The 21,064-nt window shown below is 61.3% G+C and carries 15 protein-coding genes and 1 tRNA gene; 11 read left to right on the top strand and 5 right to left on the bottom strand.

Translation table 11 applies throughout. The annotated features are described in order from the left end of the window. Positions 1-256 precede the first annotated feature (256 nt). The 10 genes from rsmB to WH367_RS10740 all read left to right on the top strand — a co-directional run bounded on the left by rsmB (position 257) and on the right by WH367_RS10740 (position 13,916). Positions 257-1,666: a 16S rRNA (cytosine(967)-C(5))-methyltransferase RsmB gene (gene rsmB, locus WH367_RS10695; RefSeq protein ID WP_339521032.1), complete on the top strand. Its 1,410-nt coding sequence runs from the start codon at positions 257-259 to the stop codon at positions 1,664-1,666. A 10-nt stretch (positions 1,667-1,676) separates the two neighbouring features. Then, positions 1,677-2,273: a DUF4390 domain-containing protein gene (locus WH367_RS10700; protein WP_339535963.1), complete on the top strand. Its 597-nt coding sequence runs from the start codon at positions 1,677-1,679 to the stop codon at positions 2,271-2,273. Positions 2,274-2,293: 20 nt separating this feature from the next. After that, positions 2,294-4,561, top strand: coding sequence for a sensor histidine kinase (locus WH367_RS10705; RefSeq protein WP_339536123.1), 2,268 nt, complete (start codon positions 2,294-2,296; stop codon positions 4,559-4,561). A gap of 39 nt (positions 4,562-4,600) precedes the next feature. Continuing rightward, complete coding sequence (locus WH367_RS10710; protein ID WP_339521033.1) at positions 4,601-5,293, top strand: response regulator; 693 nt, start codon at positions 4,601-4,603, stop codon at positions 5,291-5,293. Positions 5,294-5,345: 52 nt separating this feature from the next. Next, positions 5,346-5,421 (top strand) — tRNA-Phe (locus tag WH367_RS10715). Between the two features lie 179 nt (positions 5,422-5,600). Further along, a complete protein-coding gene (locus WH367_RS10720; protein ID WP_339535965.1) occupies positions 5,601-6,911 on the top strand; it encodes a tyrosine-type recombinase/integrase in 1,311 nt (436 codons plus the stop codon). Positions 6,912-7,257: 346 nt separating this feature from the next. Further along, positions 7,258-8,043: a hypothetical protein gene (locus tag WH367_RS10725; protein WP_339535967.1), complete on the top strand. Its 786-nt coding sequence runs from the start codon at positions 7,258-7,260 to the stop codon at positions 8,041-8,043. Then, positions 8,027-9,385 (top strand): hypothetical protein, encoded by a 1,359-nt coding sequence (locus tag WH367_RS10730; protein ID WP_339535969.1) that lies wholly within the window; start codon positions 8,027-8,029, stop codon positions 9,383-9,385. Before WH367_RS10725 ends, WH367_RS10730 begins: the two co-directional genes overlap by 17 nt. A 165-nt stretch (positions 9,386-9,550) precedes the next feature. Then, complete coding sequence (locus WH367_RS10735; protein WP_339535971.1) at positions 9,551-12,448, top strand: hypothetical protein; 2,898 nt, start codon at positions 9,551-9,553, stop codon at positions 12,446-12,448. Between the two features lie 13 nt (positions 12,449-12,461). Then, positions 12,462-13,916, top strand: a complete 1,455-nt coding sequence (locus tag WH367_RS10740) for a trypsin-like serine peptidase (RefSeq protein WP_339535972.1) — start codon at positions 12,462-12,464, stop codon at positions 13,914-13,916. Positions 13,917-14,049: 133 nt separating this feature from the next. Here WH367_RS10740 and WH367_RS10750 read toward each other — a convergent pair whose 3' ends face one another. From WH367_RS10750 to WH367_RS10770, 5 genes are all read right to left on the bottom strand, one after another. Next, positions 14,050-14,868, bottom strand: a complete 819-nt coding sequence (locus WH367_RS10750) for a hypothetical protein (RefSeq protein ID WP_339535974.1) — start codon at positions 14,866-14,868, stop codon at positions 14,050-14,052. 113 nt (positions 14,869-14,981) lie between these two features. Further along, the gene (locus WH367_RS10755; protein WP_445228098.1) at positions 14,982-16,358 is read right to left on the bottom strand and encodes a type II toxin-antitoxin system HipA family toxin; all 1,377 of its coding nucleotides are present in this window, start codon (positions 16,356-16,358) and stop codon (positions 14,982-14,984) included. Between the two features lie 3 nt (positions 16,359-16,361). Continuing rightward, on the bottom strand, positions 16,362-16,631 hold the full coding sequence (locus tag WH367_RS10760) for a helix-turn-helix domain-containing protein (protein WP_339535978.1): 270 nt from the start codon (positions 16,629-16,631) through the stop codon (positions 16,362-16,364). A 154-nt stretch (positions 16,632-16,785) separates the two neighbouring features. After that, complete coding sequence (locus tag WH367_RS10765) at positions 16,786-17,100, bottom strand: helix-turn-helix transcriptional regulator (RefSeq protein ID WP_339535980.1); 315 nt, start codon at positions 17,098-17,100, stop codon at positions 16,786-16,788. Positions 17,101-17,290: 190 nt separating this feature from the next. Further along, positions 17,291-18,103 (bottom strand): NYN domain-containing protein, encoded by an 813-nt coding sequence (locus WH367_RS10770; RefSeq protein ID WP_339536127.1) that lies wholly within the window; start codon positions 18,101-18,103, stop codon positions 17,291-17,293. 666 nt (positions 18,104-18,769) lie between these two features. Between WH367_RS10770 and WH367_RS10775 the strand changes: the two genes are divergently transcribed. Beyond that, on the top strand, positions 18,770-20,911 hold the full coding sequence (locus tag WH367_RS10775) for a DUF932 domain-containing protein (protein ID WP_339535982.1): 2,142 nt from the start codon (positions 18,770-18,772) through the stop codon (positions 20,909-20,911). Positions 20,912-21,064 lie beyond the last annotated feature (153 nt).

Raw genomic sequence — 21,064 nt, forward strand, 5'->3', positions numbered from 1 at the left:
ACCGGTGCAAGCCGGTCAGGTTGGGATGAGCAAGACCCGTAATTTCGCGCCGCGGAATTACGGGTTTTTTAATGTCCCGCAGGATGGAGATGGCTCTGTGCCAAGCTTCCTTCCGGTTCCACCTTTGGAGCCGGGCAGGGCGCTTTGCACAGCGTCTTTACCAGGCAGGCTCTGCACGTGCAGAGGCCTCCTGGGGCATATCGATTAGTATTCCTTTTGATCCGCAGAGGCACCCAGGCCTTTGCACTCCTTTGGCATGAACCTCCCTTCCCGTCCACGACAACCCTCCCGGGCCGCCACAGCGCCCACCACCAACCAGGGCCCCAGCCTGTCCGCCCAGCTGCTGGCGGTGGCGCGCGCCTTGCAGGACGTGCGCCAGGGCCAATCTGCCCGCGCCGTGTTGGGCGGGGTGGAGCCCGCGCTGCGCGCCGGCGTGCAGGCCCTGTTGATGGATGTGCTGCGCGTGCTGGGCACCGCAGAGGCGCTGCGTGCCGAGCTGGCCCCGCGCAAGCCCGCCAGCGCGGTCGATGCCTTGCTGTGCACGGCGCTGGCCTTGCTGCTGCCCGAGGTGCCGCGCTACGACGCCTTCACCGTGGTGAACCAGGCGGTGGATGCGGCCAAGAAGCGCTCGGCCACCAAGTCGCAATCGGCCTTCATCAACGGCTGCCTGCGCAGCTTTTTGCGTGAGCGCGAAGACCTGCTGCGCGCTGTGGCCCAGGAGCCGGTGGCGCAGTACAACCACCCGCAGTGGTGGCTCAAACGCTTGCAGCAGGACTATCCGCAGGATTGGCAAGCCATTGTGGCGGCCAACAATGCGCAGGCGCCGATGGCCTTGCGCGTGAACCTGCAGCGCTGCAGCCGCGCCGATTATTTGGCGCTGCTGGATGAAGCAGGAATCGAGGCCGTGGTGGGCGTGGGCGAGGCCGGCCTGGTGCTGACGCGTGGCGTGCCGGTGGACCAGCTGCCGCAGTTTGCGCAGGGCTGGGTCTCGGTGCAGGACAGCGCCGCGCAGATGGCCGCGCCGCTGCTGCTCGATGGCTTGCAGCCGCACGATGGCCGCGCGCTGCATGTGCTCGATGCCTGCGCCGCGCCCGGCGGCAAGACCGCGCATCTGTTGGAAGCCGCCACGCCCCAGCGCCCCATCGACATGGTGGCGCTGGAGATCGATGCCAAGCGTGCTGAACGCATTGGCGATACCTTGGCGCGGCTGTCGCTGCAGGCCGATGTGGTGGTGGCCAGCGGCAGCGAAGTGGCCAGCTGGCTGCCGGCGGTGCAAGCGCGCCACGGAATGCAGCAATTTGATGCAATTTTGTTGGATGCGCCTTGCTCGGCCTCGGGCATCGTGCGCCGCCAGCCCGATGTGCGCTGGCTGCGCCGCGCGACCGACATCGCGCAGCTCGCCGCCATCCAGCGCCAGCTGCTCGAAGCCCTGTGGCCCCTGGTCGTGCCCGGTGGCCGGCTGCTGTACTGCACCTGCTCGGTCTTCCATGAAGAGGGCGAGGGCCAGGTGGCGCAGTTCCTCAGCCGCCATGCCGATGCCCAACGCCTGCCTGCGCCAGGGCATTTGTTGCCACAGTTGCGCGAGGCCGGTCACAATAGCCTGGGCAGCCTGGCGCGCGACCATGACGGTTTTTACTACGCGCTGCTGCACAAGCCGCTTCGTTGAGCCCGTCCGTATGCGATTGATCCACCATTTCCTCCTTGCGCTGATGCTGTGCTGTGCCGCAGCGGCACCGGCCATGGCGTCGGAGAATGAGAAAAAGGTCGAGCTGCAGCTGGTGCGCAATGCCGATGGTGCCTTTGCCTCGGTGGCGCTGCAGTTTGCGCTGCCCGACCAGATCGAAGATGCCCTCAATAAAGGCGTGGCGCTGTACTTTGTGCAAGAGGCTGAGATCATCTCCGAGCGCTGGTACTGGCGCGACAAGACCGTCAAGAAAACCGCCCGCTACCTGCGCGTGAGCTACCAGCCGCTGACCCGGCGCTGGCGCCTGCATGTCTCGAGCATGCCGCTGACCGATGCCGGCGCGGTGACCTCGCTGGGCCAGAGCTTTGACAGCCTCGAAGAAGTGATGCTCGTGGTCAAGCGCGTGCGCAACTGGAAGATCGCCAGCGCCGATGAGCTCGCAAGCGATGGGGACTACCTGGTCAAGTTCAGCTTCCGGCTCGACAGCAGCCAGCTGCCGCGCATCTTCCAGTTCGCGCCGTTCAGCAATGGCGGCCTGAACCTGCAGCTCAGAAGCCAGCTGCCGCTGCCCGAGGCGAGCGCGCAGTGAAAATCGAAAAATCATCGTCGATGCGCGTGGCCTACACGCCCAGCCGTGCGCGCTGGTCGGTGATCGTGGGCCTGTCGGCGATGATCGGCATCGGCCTGGTGCTGCTCTTCTTGCTGTCTTTCGCCACCAACAACCGCGTGCTCTACGAGCGCTACTACGGCGTGCTGCTGGGTGTGAACATCGGCGTGGCCTGTGTGCTCAGCATGGTGGTGCTGTGGGGCGTAGCCATCCTGGTGCGGCGCCTTGTGGCCCGGCGCTTTGGCAGCAAGCTGCTGCTCAAGCTGGCCGCCACCTTTGCGCTGGTGGGCGTGCTGCCCGGCGTGGTGATCTATTTCGTCTCCTACCAGTTCGTCTCGCGCTCGATCGAGAGCTGGTTCGATGTCAAGGTCGAAGGCGCGCTGGACGCCGGGGTCAACCTCGCGCGCATCACGCTCGACACCACCTCCACGGCGATGGCCGAGCGCACCCGCACGGCCAGCAGCCAGCTGTCCCAGATATCGGATGCCGCATCGGGCCTCGTGCTCGAGCGCATCAAGGACCAGCTCGGCGCCGATGACGTGGTGCTGTGGTCGGCCAGCTCCCAGGCCATTGCCAGCACCGGCCAGTCGCGCTTTGTGCTCAACCCCGACAAGCCCTCGGCCGCCTTGCTGCGCACCGCCACCCAGCAGCAGCGCGCCTATCAGATCGATGGCCTCGAAGAGGTGTCCGACATCAACGGCGCCATCACCGGCGACCCGTCCAAGGTGCGCGTCAAAACCCTGGTGCAGGTCGCCAATGGCGATGTGGGGGTGATCCCCGATGGCCGCTTTTTGCAGGCCACCATGCCGCTGCCAGCGGCCTTGGTGGTCAACGCCCTCAAGGTGCAGGAGGCCAACCGCGAATACCAGGAGCGCGCGCTGGCGCGGGACGGCCTGCGCCGCATGTACATCGGCACGCTCACCTTGAGCCTGTTCCTGGCCGTCTTTGGCGCCGTGGTGCTGGCCGCCTTGCTGGGCAACCAGCTGGTGCGCCCGCTTTTGGTGCTGGCCGAAGGCGTGCGCGAGGTGGCATCGGGCAATCTGCGACCCAAACCGGTGCTGCCCAGCAAGGACGAGTTAAGCGGCCTGACCCGCTCCTTTGCCGAGATGACCCAGCAGCTGCTCGACGCGCGCCGTGCCGTCGAGCGCGGCATGCGCCAGACCGATGAGGCGCGCCAGAGCCTGCAGACCATCCTGGACAACCTCACCGCCGGCGTCATCGTGCTTGATGGAGAGGGCGTCATCCACTCCAGCAACCCCGGGGCCACCCGCATTCTGCGTGCGCCGCTGGCCGCGTTTGAAGGCCGCCCGCTGCGCGATCTGCCCGGGCTGCAGGCCTTTGCGCAAGAGGTGGACCGCCAGTTTGCCCGCCTGCACGATGTGACCGACGAGCACTACCTGGACCACTGGCAGCAGCCCTATGAGCTGCATGGCGACAGCCAGCTGCCCAACCAGAACAGCATCAACCTGGTGGCGCGCGGTGCCACCTTGCCCGACAACCGCCGCCTGCTGGTGTTCGACGACATCTCCGAAATCGTCTCGGCGCAGCGCGCCCAGGCCTGGGGCGAGGTGGCCAGGCGCCTGGCCCATGAGATCAAGAACCCGCTGACACCGATACAGCTGTCGGCTGAGCGGCTGGAGATCAAGCTGGGCAACAAGCTCGAAGGCCAGGACCAGGCGATTTTGAAAAAGTCTGTCACCACCATCGTCGACCAGGTCGATGCGATGAAGCGCCTGGTCAACGAGTTCCGCGACTATGCCCGCCTGCCGGCCGCCGAGCTGCAGGCCGTGGACCTCAATGCACTGGTGATGGACGTGCTGCATTTATATGGCGCGGAAAATGCTGTGATACCGGTGGAGGCAGAGCTGGACAATGCGGCCCCACGTATCATGGGCGATGCGCAGCAGTTGCGGCAGGTCATCCATAACTTGCTGCAAAATGCGCAGGATGCAACGCAACAGGCCTGGGTGGGCCAGGAGGCATCAGCACCGGCGGTGCGGATCTCCACCCGGTTCAGTGGCAACAGCAAACGCGTGCGTTTGACAATTGCTGACTGCGGTTGCGGTTTTCCAGAACATATATTACAAAAGGCATTTGAGCCCTACGTGACGACCAAGCCCCGAGGTACCGGCCTGGGCCTGGCCGTCGTCAAGAAAATTGCGGACGAGCATGGCGCTCGCGTAGAAATCTCTAATCGAGTCGAGGGGGAAAAAATCTTAGGTGCCCAAGTGTCGTTATCATTCTCTATCGAAAAAGAGTTGATGATTTGAAATAACTCTCACACCTGCTGCACTGGATTTTCAAAAAATATGGCAAATATTCTGGTTGTCGATGACGAATTGGGAATTCGGGATCTCCTGTCGGAGATCTTGAACGATGAAGGCCACAGCGTGGACGTTGCGGAGAACGCCACACAGGCGCGCTTGGCCCGCAACGAAAGCGGCTACGACCTGGTGCTGCTCGACATCTGGATGCCCGACACCGATGGTGTGTCGCTGCTCAAAGAGTGGTCGATGACCGGCCTGCTCACGATGCCCGTGATCATGATGAGTGGCCACGCCACCATTGATACCGCCGTCGAAGCAACGCGCATTGGCGCGTTCTCTTTTTTGGAAAAGCCCATCACGATGCAAAAGCTGCTCAAGGCAGTCGAGCAGGGCTTGCAGCGCAATGTGCCCGCACCCGCTGCGGCGCCAGCGGCTGCCGTACCGGGCAAGGCGGTGCCATCCTTCAGCCCCAGCGGCTACAGCGCGCCGGTGGTTGCCTCGGTCGCCACCGCAGCTGCAGCGGACGCCGCGCCCAATGCCCACCAGGGCTTTGACCTGGACCGGCCGCTGCGCGAGGCACGGGACGGCTTCGAGAAGGCCTACTTCGAGTTTCACCTGGCGCGCGAAGGCGGCTCGATGACCCGCGTGGCCGAGAAGACCGGCCTGGAGCGCACCCACCTCTACCGCAAGCTGCGCCAGCTGGGCGTGGACCTGAGCCGCAATAAAAAGAACTGATTTCAGTTTTTTGAAAAAGCGCCCTTTTTTTCGGGCTATAATTCAACTCGTGGGCCCGGTAGCTCAGTTGGTAGAGCAGCGGATTGAAAATCCGCGTGTCCGTGGTTCGATTCCGCGCCAGGCCACCACTTATTCAACGCCTAGTCCCTCCAGACTAGGCGTTTTTCTTTGTGCAACAAGGACTTAGCTGCGAAATGTGGCTCATTACGTCCCAGGTTGTACCGTTACATCCCGCGTTTGCACGTACCCCAAGCCGTACCCTAGAGTAATCCCATGAAAAACGCCCTTCGAGGGTACGGGATACGAAATGGGACTGTTAAGCGAGACGCAAATCAAGGCGACCAAGCCTGCATTGAGGGAGTTCTTTCTCAACGATGGCGACAACCTGTTCCTGCGCGTGCGCACCAGCGGGAAGACGTGGATCTATCGCTATGACAAGGACGGGAAGACCATAAAGCTTGGGCTGGGGCCTTACCCTGCGGTCACGCTTGCACAGGCGCGTTCTAAGGCCTATGAGGCCACCAGCCTGCGTGCAGGCGGACATGACCTCAAGGAGGTCCGACGGCAGCGTGAAGAGCAGGAGCGCGTCGCTGCGCTGAATACCTTCGAGTTGCTCTCCCGAGCTTGGGTCGCCAATGCCAGGAAAGACCGGCAATGGTCGAGTGGCTACGCCGACAAGGTCATCCGACACCTGGAAATTCACATTTTTCCCTGGGTCGGTGATCGGCCTGTCGAGAAGATCGCGCCAACCGAGATTGTGCGATGCCTGCACCGGATCAAGGACCGCGGCAACCTGGAGACTGCTCAGCGCGTGCGGGAGGCGGTGCAGCACGTGTACCAGTACGCGGTGGACGTCGGCGCTCTGGAGCCGTCCAAAAATTTCGTCAACAAGAATACCGGCGGCCTGCCGGCACCACGTACCCGGCATTACGCAGCCATCACCGATCCTGCGGAGCTTGGGCAGTTGCTGCGTGACATCCGGGACTACAACGGGGCGTTCATCACTCGTTGCGCATTGCGGCTTGCGCCGGTGATTTTCCAGCGACCTGGTCAGTTGAGGCTTGCTGAATGGGAGGACATACATCTCGATGATGAGCTTTGGCGTTGCCCGCCCGAAAAGATGAAGCTGCGCGAATGGCAAAAGCGGGACAGCCGCACGCCTGCACACCTGGTTCCGCTTCCGCGACAAGCGATGGGAATTCTTCGGGACCTGTATCCATTGACTGGCCCGGCGGGGCCGATTTTCCGCAGCATGTCGCGACGTTCTGAAAAGAGCCGATACATCAGCGACAACACCATCAACGCGGCGTTGCGTACGATGGGCTACGACACGAAGGAGCAGATCACCGGCCATGGCTTTCGAGCCACTGCTCGAACCATGATCCGGGAGTACTTAGGCTGGGATCCTGATGTGATCGAGCGTCATTTGGCGCATGTGTCCGACGAGGAGCTTGGCGGTAGCTACGACCGCACGACTTTCCTGGCCCAGCGCAAGAAAATGGTGCAGCAATGGGCGGATTTCTTGGACGACCTGGAGGCTGGCAAGTTGCCTTCGCAGGGCGGCGATAGCGTACTGCGATTCGTGAGGCCGCGCTCCCGAGATACTCGTCATGCCTAGTGTTGACGCGAATTGCGACACAGACGTACGTTGAGAGGCCGTAATTCCCCAATAGCAGCCCGTTTTGTTTGGGACCCCTATCCCCGCAAGCTGCCGTCAAACGCTGCAGGATCTTGTCCTGGTCAAGTTTTCGGGCACATAGGTTGTTTGATTGTCGATTGCTGCTCCAGGCATTGGGCGGCACCCTGCGAGCCCGGCGGAGAAACGCCGGGAGCAAGCCAGGGTCAGGCGTTCAGTGGATACGTCCCTTCTCACCGGCAGAATTGCGAAAGACAAAATAGGGAGACTGTATGCCGTCCTTTCGTTCTAAAAACCTCAGGTCGGCGACCTCGCAGAATCGCTTGCCTTGATGATGTTGCAGTCGTTCGCGCTTGTCGCACCTGTTCCCAGGACCGAGGATGTGGGAACCGATGCCGTAGTCACGCTATTGCGGGACTACGATGGCAAGCGGGTTATCGCCGAAGACTCGCTCTTCGTGCAGATCAAGTCTGAGAGCGTTACAGAGGTTGTATACGAAGGCGATCAGGTCAAGTGGCTCTTCGAGCTTGACCTTCCGCTCTTCTACGCGTCGGTGGACCGCAAGGCAGGCATTCTTCGCTTTTTCTGCGCGCATGAGCTGTCTGAGGCGTACATCATGAATCACGCGCGCAAGAAGGTCACTATCGATTTCTCCGATAAGGGAAACTGGATCGATTTGATGTCAGCTGATGACGAGCGAGTCAAGATTGGGCCACCCGTCATGCAGTGGACGTTGGATGACTGCGCTGAACCAACAATGGCGTGGCTATTCCATCGCCTTATCAAAGACCACGTACGCATTGCGAAGAGGAATCTGGCGACACGCAAGTTCGGATTTGTCACCTACCTTGGATGGGAGACCAATCAACCGCTCGTTGAAGGTCTGATGAAGAGCAGCAGCTCCCGGCCTGCTTCGGAGCACATGGAAAGGTTGTACAACGAAATGATGCCGTACTTCATCTCTTGGACAATTTCGCTGACGTATAGCGGAGAAGTGGCGCAGATGCGGGACGTGGAAAAACTGCTTGCCAACGCGAAAAGAGCGATGCTGGCGATTGCGGAACGCCGCGCCAAGAACCAAACACCGGGGCAAAGTGATGAAGGACATCAGTGAGATTCGGTTCAACGCCCTCGCCGGCTACTGCAGGCAGCCGTATGCCCTTGTTGCCGCTCACGAGGTGCGCTGGCTGCAAGCCCATGACGAGGACATTCTGATCGTCATCATTCAAGACGTGACCGATGGCGACTACAGTGCGCTCCTGCTCGCCAAAGATCTTAAGGAGCGCTATCGATGGGTTGGAGACACACCATTCTTCGAGAGCGTCGAAGAAGTAATGGCCGAGGTGCCAGTTGCAGTTAAAGCAGTTCACGACAACTTGGACGCGGAACGCGCTCAAGGCGACGAAAAAGGCAAGCCGGTTGACTTCTTCACCCCAATCGTTGGTGGTGAGAAGATCAATGCCGATTTCGTCACCATCGCAACTTTGGAAGGCTATTCCCCTGCGGTTGAGATCATCAAGCCCATGATGCGGTGGTACGAGGATGCCGATGGGAATTTCGTCGAACAGTTCCAGACCACCGGGTTCGATACGCGGCTGTGGGAGCTGTACCTGTTTGCGGCGCTCGTGGAGTCTGGGTACGTCTTTGACAAGTCGATGCCGATGCCCGACTTCTGCGCTCGCAGCGCTTTCGCGGAGTTGTGTATTGAAGCGACGACGGTGAACCCCAGTCGCGACGCTGCAGGCGTCATGGTTCCGCCGCCCGTGGTAGAGACTATGGAGCAATTCGTAGCCTTTGATCGGCACTACATGCCCATCCGCTATGCAGGACCGCTAACCACGAAATTGAAGAAGAAGTATTGGGAGAGAGAACACGTCCGAGGGCGCCCGCTCGTGTTTGCGATCCAAGACTTTCATGCCCCTGGCTCAATGGCCATAAGTAGCTCTGCCCTGCCCATTTATTTGTATGGCCGCTGCTGGACTCTCAAACAAAACGCGTCAGGCGCTATGTCCATTGAGGTTGTCGCCGTAGACCAGCATGTATGGGGTTCCAAGACAGTGCCGTCGGGCTTTTTCAACCTGCCGGACTCGGAGAACATCAGCGCGGTCCTGTCGAATCCGAGCGCGACAATTTCCAAGTTCAACCGCATGGGCGTTCTTGCGGGATTCGGCTCCAAGCGGGTCGCGCTGCGCAGAATGGGCATCGCCACGAGCAACGAGGCAGACGCCGCCGAACCGGTCCAATTCTCCTTCAACATCAATGCGGCCGAGTACCATGAGAGTTGGATTGAGGGCATGGACGTCTATCACAACCCAAAGGCCACGGTGCCGCTACATCCCATGATGCTGCCTGGTGCGGCGCATCACTTTCTTCGCGAGGATGGGCAAATGGAATCCTTGATTCCCAAATGGCATCCGTTGGGTTCCATGACCCACATCTCCGTCGATGAGGGTTGACGGATGGTGAAGCCAAAGAGGGGTTCGCCTGATATCAGATAAAGCCGACCATCGGCATAGTCAATTTTGGGGATAGCAAAGGCCAAAACAGATTGCTACATTCAATTTGATCCAGTGGCGGTGCCACGTAAGCGCGCCACGGGCTTGTACAAGGAGGGATCCGTTATGTCAGCTCGATGGAATGGCACGCGTCGCGTTTTTAAGTTGGTCGCGCTTGGCTGCACCGCCGTGGCGGCGGGATGCACCAGCTTTCCCCGAAACGAGCCTGGAACTGGCTTTGGGGAAATCACGGTGGACAGCCCTCGCGTGGAAACAAGCGACCGGTTAATCAACGACCGCCGAGAGAAGGAGCATTGGCTTACGTTGCGCCGCAATGAAGTCAGGGACGCGAAATTGGGGGTCAGCGGCTTGACGTCTCTGACCAGCATGTCCTTCATTGGCGCGCAGGCGAACGTGAGTATTGACCCGCTACGAGGGCTGCAAAACATCGACATCGCGCGCGACATCCAAGCCGCGCAAAGCCAAGCCAACGATCAAAAGGCGCTGGACGCCGTTCGTGCGACTGTGCGCGATGACATCATCGCGAAATACAACAAAAAGGAAATCACCGCCAAACAGTTAGACGAGCAGCTCAAGGAAATCGGTCTGACCGCCGCGGCCACGCCACGAGATACTCCCACTGCAACGACATCGAACCCGGCGGCCTCAGCGCCCAGCAGCACACTGATCACGGCCAACAAGGATGTGCTTACAGCGCCAGCAGCACCTGCCGCTCCCACGCAACTGTCCTCGACGCCGGTGCAAGACTTCTATGATCGCCTCGCAGCCTACGACACAATTGACAGCGAGATCTTTGCAACGCGCGGGGACGACGTGCACGACCTCGATGGCAACACGCTCTACCGCCTGGCGTTCGACACGACTGTCCTTCCAACGAACGACACTAGCGCTTGGGCAGTCGTCACCATCAAACTTCGTCCCCAGCTTGATGGCATCGACTACACCAAGCTGCTGGCCAACTCGCTTCTACGGCAGGCGGCACTCATCACGCAAACGAACGAGAGGTCCTACCGCGTGACGATGCGCGCGCTCGGCAAAGAGTGTTGGGCCGGCGCAAGCAAGGCGGCAACCGCCGCAAAGGGGGGCGACGACTTCGGCGTGTTCGCGAAGGCGTTCAGATGCGCGACCAGTGATCTAGGGAGCAACTTCCGCGCAGCATTGGAACGGCACCTCAGTGCTGGAGTCATCGCCAACACCCAAGTCCTGAGTTGTGGCCCAGACTGCAACTGGCTTAAGGCGAGACGCACGAGCATCGGCTCGCTATATCTCGAAAAGAACGATACCCCGGAAGCCGAAGCAAAGTTTTCAGAGTGGGCAATCCGTGTCGCCCAGATTTTTGACGCGCAGACGAAAGCAGAGTTTCAGGCATCTCCCGCGTCGCAGTACGCGACGCTCGTCGTGGACTCTTCCCAACCAGGCCACTTTCCCTATGTCTTGCAGGCGCGTCGCGGGCCGATAGGTGAGCAACTCAAGACGAAGCTGCTGGCCAATCTCAAGGCATCGGTCTACGAGGTAGTGCCGAAGGAGACTGTCCAGCAGCTTTCGGAAGTGTCCTCCAACCGTAAGTCGGCCGAACTGTTATTAGGGCTGGCGGCTAGCAAAGGCAACGTTGGGCTAAACGCTGCGCTTCAAAGCATCAAGTCCAACACAGCCCAGTATGAGGCGCTTCGCCGCCAACCTCTTGTCGTTGCATTCACGCGCCGCGGGAACACCTGCAGCAATACGAGCTGCGCAGAAGCGCTCGAATTTGGGTGGATCTTCGGCCCATCGTTTGTGCTGTCTAGCGATGGCAAAAGCACCCGTTTCCGCCATGCCACCGCTCGCAAGACTGTCGCAGCTTCCCTCTCGCTGCCGGCCTGGGTGGACGGGATGGCGGTGGAAGTTAACACGCATTGGATTCGCGAGGCTGATCTCCAGTCAGTCCCTACCGGGATATCGCCAACTCACTACCGCGTGCCACTGCCCTCCCGCTATGGCGACGTCTTTGCCGGCGTCGGTGACCATCACGAACGCGAGCCTCGCGTGGACGAGTTCCAAGATATTCAGGTCACCGAGGATGCTCCAGCGGCCGTCAACATCCGCGGGCGCGATCTCTGGCGCTCAACCGCAGTGCACATCGGCGCCCAGCGTGCTGATCTCATTACCATCCATCCGGACCGGCGGGGCATCACGGCAAACTTTGACAAGATTGCCTCGGGTGCTGGCAGTGAAATGAAGAATGGCCGCGTCAAGTTAACGCTTCAAACCTCCGAAGGCGACGTTTTAGCCGGCGCCGTCACGGTCAAATCCAAGACCGCTGCCGCGAAGGATGATCCCGCCCCGCTCAAGATCAGCGGCATGCCTGCGCGTATCGTCGCCGAGGCCCAGCAAGCTATTGAACTGAACAATGCACTGGCCGTGACTGACGAGGCCATTCTCCAGGTGACGTCGCCGCAAGACACTTCGCTCAACGTACAACTCACCGCAACCACGCAAGTCGCCGCAGACCGCAAAAACATTCTGTTCACCCTGCCGGAAAAGACCGTGCCGAATCTGATCAGTGGCGACCTAATTGCAATTTCGCTCGCAGTCAAGCACGGCAAGTCGGGCGGGACCGAGATTTTCGACGTGCGGAAGCCGGTGGTCTTCTACAAGAAGGCTGATGAATTGAAGGCAAGGCTGGTAGCTCCCAACAAGCTAGCCCAGGTGCTGAAGTTCAAGATCGACCTTCCTCTCAATGCCGGCCAGGCGTTCACCGCATTCGCCGGCGGTGCGGCCAAGATCACCGCTAGCGTGGTCATTGATGATGTAAAGGATAAGCCCGCTCAGATGGAGGGCACCTGCAAGATCGCGGCAGTCAAGGGTCGGCGCAAAGCGGGCGATCGCGACAGCTGCAGCTTTGAGTTGCAAGGTGCGCGTGGCTGGACATCGGCTGTCAAGAAGGCCGTTGACGTGTCGGTTGCTTTCGCCGAGAAGGACGCGCCTGAACTGGATGGCGCCGGTCCGGTGAAGCTCACCAAATGACGGAGGTGCGATCGTGAAGCTGCCAGTCGAACTGCTCCAAGCCGCCGAAGCGGAGTTTCCGAAGACCACAGCGGATATTTCGAACATTCGTACCACCCATGCGTCAACTGCGGCGGTGGATCTGGATGGCCTGGCGCATTTTGAATTGCGTCGATCCATGATCGCGATGTCCGCCAGGGAGGATTTCGATCCTGCATTCGAACGCTATCTCGGGACAAATGACCTCCTGCCGGTGAACTATCTGCTGACAGGATTCATGCGATCTCGCTCAGTAGGGCGCATCAAGTACTTCGACAGAGTCAAACACAAAACCGCCTACGCAACAGGTTTCATGGTCACTCCTGACCTGATGATGACCAATCACCACGTCTTCCCCGTAGCGAACGCAGCGGAGTTCGCTGCGTTCGCCGACGATGCTGTCATCGAGTTCGGCTACGAATTCGACCTAAGGGGCAAGCGCGGGGAACCGGTGGCGCATGCGCTGGACCCCGAGACGTTTCTTCACACGTCGAAGGCACTCGACCTGGCGTTGGTCGCCGTTCGCCAAATCGACATGTCGGGAAATCGCCAGCTGAGCGATCAAGGCTATTTGATCCTCAATGGCAGGATCGGAAAGGCAGGCACCGCAGACTTCGCAACCATCATTCAGCATGCCGACGGAGAAGATAAACAAGTGGCGTTGCGCAACAATGAGATTCTGGCCAATGACTTGGCAGATGTCTTGATATACAAGAGCGACACTGCCCCCGGCAGCAGCGGAGCGCCCGTCTTCAACAACGAATGGCAAGTAATTGCACTGCACAGCGCAGGCGTCGCGAAGAAGGATGGGCAGGGCAACTACCTGGACAAGGATGAACAGATCATCCCCGTCGAGCACGGGCAAATCGAAGAAGCCCGGATCGTCTGGCTGAGCAATCGCGGAATTCGCATCAGCACCATACTTGCGTACCTTCGCTCCCCTGCCAGCACTGTCGCCCTGCATCCATTGATCAACGTATTCAACAGCCCGGCGTATAGCGATAGCCGCCCCTTCAAGACTGCGCCGGTGCCGAAGGTGCACGACGAGCTTATGGTGAAACCATCAGAGGGCACGCCCACGGCGCCGGCCCTGGCGCCTGCACCGTTCGGCCCCATTGAGATTCGCTTGTCGATCGGTGGTGGTCAAGCCTTCACGCAGACTTTTGCCAGCCCCGCGCAGGCCGCTCCGCACCTGATGGTGGTGGAGGCAGAAAAGAAGCTTGAGGACGAACAGGACTACTCGACCTGCATGGGCTTCGAAGAAGAGTTCATGGGAATCCGCATTCCGATGCCCGTGCCCAGCGAGAAGCTGCGCAAAAAGCTGGCACGGCTGCGCGACGCTCCAGCGTCTATGGTGCTCAAGTACCACCACTACAGCACCATGCAGCACGCGGTGCGAAGGGTACCCGCGTTCTACCGGCTGCGTAACGTCATACACATTTCCGCCTGAGCTGTTCGACGATCTACCGACGGATCGCCGAAGACCGGTTTCCGCCCCCGCTGACGCTGGGGGCCGCGCCTAACTCGGGAAGCCAGCGTGGCATCCCATAAGGTCAATATTCAGTGGAGTTCACGGACTGCATTCAACCAGAATCCCCAGCACGTCGTACGATGAAAAGCGGCGCATTCATGTTGCCCTGCACCACCGTGTTAGGCGGGAGGTCATACTTCGATTCCAAATGGCGAAGCACCGGGTCCATAGAGGGGAAGTGCCGTGCGAACGCCTTATCGCCACCGGCGAGGCGCGGGGCGTCGTTGCCTACGATAAACGCATCACCTCGAGCCTCGTCGGCAAGCGGATCAATGGTGCTTCCCAGGAAGAGTTGACCAAGTGCGGATCTGCGGAGATTGATAAATCGGTCGGAGAAAGAATTTAAGCACAGCACAAGATGCCAGTTGTCGTCGTAGCGATATCCCACGATCGCAGCATCTACCTCCTTATTGTCGAAGAACTCACTCGGATCGTAGAAGTAGCATCTGGTCTCTTTCACGCCGCCGTTCGTGGTAACGAAGGCACTAGTCGCACCGTATAGGGTGTCTACGATCTGCTCACACACCACTGAGATGTTCTCGCAGTCGGCCACGTACAAAAGCACTTTGTAGTCGTGTTGCTCTTCCCGCTCCTGCATCAGTTGCTCGAAGCCATCCCGGATGTTCTTGCTGTGGGAGTTGTTTCGTCCGAGTTTGTGCGTGGACCCGTATACCTCACCTTCAGCAAGCACGGCATTCATGCGCTTGAGCTCGGTCGGGTTGTCCCGGCGTAACTTTGCCTCCACCAACAGGGTAACGTCACCGAGCGTCGCAATAAAGTCGGCTCTCTTTTGTTCCTCCATCTCGGGCAGCTTTCGTACTGAAAATCCCAAGTGCTCAAGGGCCGCCTTACCGGCTTCATCTGATCTCATTTTTTTCCGCCTAAGTTCGTAGTCTCTACAAGGAATTCACCCAGCTAGCTGGGCTGAATCTGCCTCTTCCGTCGAGAAGCAAAGTGGTCCTGGCTCGTGACTGGAGGGTAAGTCTAGTTGTATGAGTCGTTCAGTGAACCTAGCTGTGTGAGCCTTTTTGCGGCGTTTCGCAAGCCGCTCAGGATGCTGTCGGCCATCTGCTCAGGAAAGTCCGCCGGCAGCTTTGCCCGCACCGCATTCACCACCGCCGGCGTTCGCGCGATCAAGTCTTCGAGGATGAACTGGACTTGCCGGCCGTTATCGCTCACGATGCCGTGGCGCGTGCCCAATGCGAGCCAGTGCCGGCGCAGGATGTCCCGCATCTTCCAGTGCGCATTCTTCGAGCGCACCGCCATAGCCATCTTGGCCTTGAACGGTGAAATCTTCCCCGGTCCCTCACCTAGCACTGGATAGGCCGACAGCACGTCGTAAAGTGGCGTTAGCTGGTAGCGCCCGCCCGGGCGTAGAAATAGGCTGAAATTCTTGGCGTGGCCGTCCGTGGCGCACAGCATCCAGAACAGCACCTGCGCCTGGAAGAAAGTGCGGCGGTCCTGCTCCCGCGCCATCGAGCCCTCCAGCACGTTTAGGATGCGATCCATGCCTGGGCCGCCATCGGCTTCGTACTTTGCTCCTGGAGGGGTGCCGGTGGCTTGGCACAGGTCTTCCTGCGGAAGGCGAACGAGGCGGCGGTCACCTGCAGGACTGTCCCACCATGCGCGGTCGAAGCGTTCGACCGCCAGCGCCTTCACGTCTTCGAACTGCACGGGCTCACACTCTGCTACGGGCAGGCCGAACTCCCGCAGGATCAGCGAGCACAGCCACTCGTTCTCGACGGAGTCGCGCATGTCGATCTTCATGCCGCCGATCAGGCCCAGGGGCAACTTGAGGATGTATGTGGTGGGCGTGCTCCCGCGAGGCAGGTGCCACTGCCCGTTGTGATGCAGCAGCGCTGTCTTTTCTTGGGCGCCGGCGATGGAGATCCGGAAGTCGTCGTCGCTGCCCGCCAGTCCTAGGGTGTTCGGGGTCGTGGTCCCACGCAAAACCTCGGCTAGCTGCGCATCGCTCAGGGGCTCAGCTTGCAGGGGCGCGATTCCCGTCGAGGCTTGGCCTTCGGGCAGGATTTCCAGCGCACCCACGCAGTCTCGGCCGATTTCGGCCAGCAGATCGAATGCGTCGGTGGAACCGGTGCGGTAGCGGCGAGCGACCCGTTCACGGATGTCCTTGCTGTCCGGGAGCAGGTTCTCGAAGTAGGCGCGAACCTTGTTTCCGCGATGAGGGACGTTGCCAGGGGTAAAGGGCAAGGACAATGACAGTGCACGTCCTTGCTCTGAGTGGGCCCATGTGGGGTCGTACTGCAACATGTCCGGCGCGTTCGGTGCCAGGCTCCAGGTGCCGACGAAAGCGCCGTTCATCCAGAGTCCCAAAGCGCGCTTGTGTGAGCGGCGTCCCATGGCTCACCAGCTTGGCAGGTCTGTGTCAGACTGACCTACTGTAGTGCGTAGCGGTCCCGGCTTGTCGAGCACCATTTCCACGCCGAGGATGCCCAACAGCTTCAACAGTCGGGCCGCCCCAATATTCTCGGCGTTGCGCTCCAATGCTGAATAGGTCTGCTGGGTCACACCCAGGCGCAGGGCCACCTCACTTTGCGTGAGGCCAGTCTCCTTGCGAAAGCCCTGCAGCAGGGAGGGCAACTGATCGGCTGTGCGTACCGTAAACCCAGACATACAAACCTCAGGCTGTATTGGTAATTTACGCATTGTAGGCAGTAAATTGATTTTACAGCTTCTAGTGCGTAAATTGAAACCCCATACTCAATGATTGCGCTGGAGCGATCAAGGATGGTGTGCCGGAGTGCATTCAGCTTTGCCCATGCTACCGTCAGTCGCACCTGGCATGCCGGTTGCCCGGGTCTGAGGAAACGTGGCGGACACGAGCGCCGGACGATGTACGCTTTACATCGCACTTGACCAGTAGGCGAAAGCCTGAAGGGTCACTGATCCATTCTTCAAGGGCAGCACGTCGCCAGCCCGTTGCCCGCCCGCCGAGCGATACCTGCGGCGGGAACTCACCGGCTGCGACGCGGCGGTAGATGCTGGACCGGCTCAGGGCGGTGATGCGGATGACGTCGGCCAAGCGGTAGAAGGCCGGTTCAGTTTCGGATGGGGCGGTTGTGGTGTCCTGAGAATGCGACATGGGCTGCACTTTGTGAGCGTTACTGATGCCGCAAGAGTGCTAGCTCTTGTGGGAATGGTGAACCTGCTCAAGCGTTGTCAGGCGCACCAGGGCGTATCTGGCCGTTTGCTGCTCTCTTCACGTTCCCGCTGAGCGCCGAACGGGGCTTCTAAAACGCCGGCTGCATTCGACTTCGGCGGCAATTCAGCACCTATGCACGAGGCGTTTCGGCTTCAGCCGCCCCCTCGGTCTTGGGTCGCAGGCTCACCGACCAGTGGCCACCCTGTTCTTGTTGGGGGGCCAATAGGTCATAGGTCTTGACCATGTTGAGCAGCCCTGAGTGGCCATAGGTCTCGGGTGAGAACGCAGGGTCCATGCGCTTGAGGTACTGGCCCAGACCACCAAGCCCCACCTTGCCTTCGGCCGTGTCGCTGACGAGTAGCGCCACGGCCTCAACGAGAAATCGTGGCCGACGCTTCACTGTCGGCTTGGGCTGTTCCTGCTTTGGTGGATCGGCCTTCACCGGATCTGCCTTCGCAGATGCTTTTGGGGCGATCTCGATGGTTGCATCCGCAGAAGGCTCGGGACGCACCCATTCAAAAAACTGGTCGCTTGCATTGCGAAGGGCGTCGGGTGTCTTGGGCTCCCCGACGATGCAGACGGTGGCGCCGCGCTCGCGCAACTTGCGGCACAGGTATGCGAAATCGGAATCGCTGGTGACGAGGCAGAAGGTGTCGGCCCTGTGGTCGAAGAGTGCTTCCAGTGCATCCAGAGCCAGAGCGATGTCGGCAGTGTTCTTGCCTGCCGCGTACTGGTACTGCAGGCAAGGGGTAAATGCCAAGCGTACCAGGGCGTCCTGCCACTTGTTGCCCAGCGTGCCCTGGTTGCCGTAGCCGCGGCGCAGCACCACGCGGCCAAACTGGGCCACCATGCGCAGCGCGTGATCGAGGATATCGGGTGGGACGTTGTCGCAGTCGACAAGGACGGCAACGCGTGTTTCGCTGGTCGGTGGAGTTGCGCTCATCCGGTGTTCCATGCTGGTTTGATGTAGCCCCGAAGGTAGCCGATTCCGGGCGTCTCCAGCCATCTGAAAATGGCCGGCCGCGCTGTCGTGCTTGCGCATCGAGCCACCTATGGCGTCTCGCCCCTACGGGCTTCCATCGTTCACTCGCCTCGCTCGGCTGACGCCTTCGGCCCGACCGTTGAGCCAGGCCTGCGCGCTGCGCTTGCCTCCAGGGGATCGGCTGGTCAGCCCATCCCCGCCGCACTGCGCTTGGCGCCCCTTTGAATACCGCCGAACCGGCTGCGCCGGATCGGCCCCTTCGCGCCTTCGGCGCTGCGCGCTCTCGCTTGCGTGAGGTCGGCGTGCATGGCGGGCCTGTGCCTGTTCAGCCGTCTTTCCTTCCCTCATCACCTTTTTCGCGACCGTAGCCCGCGCCGGGGTGCCGTCAAGGCGCGCCAGGCCGTGTCCTCGCCTTCGGCTGCGGGCCGCACCACTCCTGGCGCTTCTTCCTTGACGGCACCCCGGCGTGCGCTCCTTTGGCCGCGGGCGATGAACTCAGGAAAGACGGTGGCAACGAGGCCAACCGGGTTCTTCGTGCCGACCCCACCGGAAGCCCGAAGAGGGCTCTGAATCTAGGAATCCGGTGAGGATTTTCTTCAACAGCCAACTTCGTCTGGAGAAATCACCATGCAACTCGCATCCCGTTTCGCGCCGCAATCGCCGGTGCTTCGCTCTGAACATCCCTTGTCGGATGACCAGATCAGGGCCGTGGCCCCGTCCATCTTTGCGCAGGCCCCGCACGGCAGCCGCTCCGAGCGCTACAGCTACATCCCCACGGCCACCGTACTGCAGGAGCTGAGAGGGGAGGGCTTCCAACCCTTCATGGTCTGCCAGACCCGTGTGCGCCAGGAGGGGCGGCGCGACTTCACCAAACACATGATCCGCCTGCGCCATGCCAGCCAGATCAATGGCCGTGAGGCCAACGAAATCATCCTGCTCAACTCCCATGACGGGACCAGCAGCTACCAGATGCTGGCGGGCATGTTCCGCTTCGTCTGCCAGAACGGACTGGTGTGCGGCGACACCGTGGTCCATTGCCTGCTGGTGCAGGATGATGCGGCACGCACCGTGAGCCTGACGGAGAACGTCCAGCGCGAGGCCATGTCCCCCATTGAAGAGCTGTTTGCCTGGAAAGAACTTGTGGCCGAGGGGCGGCCCGTGGAGGACATTGCTGCAGATTTCGGTGTGACACCCTTGGTGGTGCAGCGGCGCCTGAAGCTTGCCAATGTATCGCCCCGGCTGCTGGCTGACTTCGGTACGCAGGCCGTGACGCTGGAGCAGTTGATGGCGCTGGCCATCACCGACGACCACGCGGCGCAGGAGGCCGCGTTCTACGAATCGCCGCAATGGCAGCGCAGCCCGGATGCGCTACGCGATCACCTGACCAGTGAAGAGGTGGACGCCAGTCGCGATGCGGTGGCGCGATTTGTCGGACTGGAGGCCTACGAACAGGCGGGCGGCGGCGTGCGCCGCGACCTGTTCGCGGATGATCACAACGGCATCTTCCTGACCGATGGTGCACTGCTGGACTCCCTGGCGCGGGACAAGCTCGCCCCTGTGGCTGAGCAGGTGCGCGCCGAAGGCTGGGCCTGGATAGATGCCGCTCCGCGTGCCTCGGCATCTGACCTCTACCAGTTCCAGCGGGCGCGCAGCACACGGCGGGAACCCACCAAGACCGAGGCCAAGCGCATCGCCAAGCTCGAAGACCAGCAGGTGAAGCTGCAGGAGCAACTGGACGACGACAACGAAGACATGTCCGACGAGCAGGCACAGGCGCTGCACGACGCCATGGACGCACTTGGCAATGAATTGGAGGCCATGGAGCGCCAACTGGTCGAGTACCCGCCCGCCGTGGTGGCGCTGGCCGGTGCCATCGTGTCGGTCGATTCCATGGGCGGGGTCGTGGTGCACCGTGGCCTGCTGCGGGAGGATCAGGCCAAGGCCCTGCGGGATCAGGAGCGGCAGGAGGAGGGCGGGGCGGGCGGCAACCCGGATACCGACACCGACGAGCCCGCCAAGTCAGGAATCTCGGAGAAGCTGGCCAAGCGCCTCAGTGCGCACCGCACGGCAGCGCTGCAGGCCGAGGTGGCGCGGCGTCCCCACGTTGCACTGGTCGCCCTGGTGCATCGCCTTGCGCTGCGGGTGGTCGTGGAGAGCTACGGGGTGGGAGACTCGGCAGTCAACATTTCTGCGACACCACAGGATGGGCTTGGACTGCATGCGCCCGACATGGCAGGTGCCCCAGCAGCCGTGGGCATGCGCAAGGTGCGGGACGCCTGGGCCCATCGCCTGCCCAACGATTCGGACGCGCTGTTCGTGGAACTGCTGGCTTTCCCGCAGCAGGAGTTGCTGTCACTGCTGGCGGTTTGTGTGGCTTCCACGGTCAGCGCGCTGGCGTCGCAAGAAGGAGAAGTCCCCGCCACCGCGCTGGCTCAGGCGGTGGACCTCGACATGCACGACTGGTGGACCCCGACCGCCGCAGGCTACTTCGAGCATGTCTCGAAAGCCAAAGCGCTGGAAGCGGTGCAGGTGTTTGCGCCCGATCAGGTGAACCGGCTGGGCAAGCTCAGGAAGGCCGAGATTGCGAGCGAGGCCGAGCGGCTGGCTGCGGGGACGGGGTGGCTGCCGGTAATGTTCAGGGGGAAGGAATCGGCTGTCGAAGTCGAAGCGGAGGCGGGGCGCGAGGTCGGGGGTGATGCCGATGGCAGCGTCGATACAAGTGGCAGCACCGATTCGGAGGTCCACGCGGACGCACACGCTGAGGCGTGAGCATGAAGCCCTGGCCGTTGGGCCGGGGCTTCTTGAATAGGCGCGACGGGGGGGGGGGGGGGGGGGGGGGGGGGGGGGGGGGGGGGGGGCCCGGGGGGGGGGCGGCCGCGCGCGGGGCCGCCCCCGCGCCGCGGGGGGGGGGGGGGGGGGGGG

It is taken from the genome of Comamonas sp. MYb21, from assembly GCF_037479395.1.
Taxonomy (GTDB): domain Bacteria; phylum Pseudomonadota; class Gammaproteobacteria; order Burkholderiales; family Burkholderiaceae_C; genus Comamonas.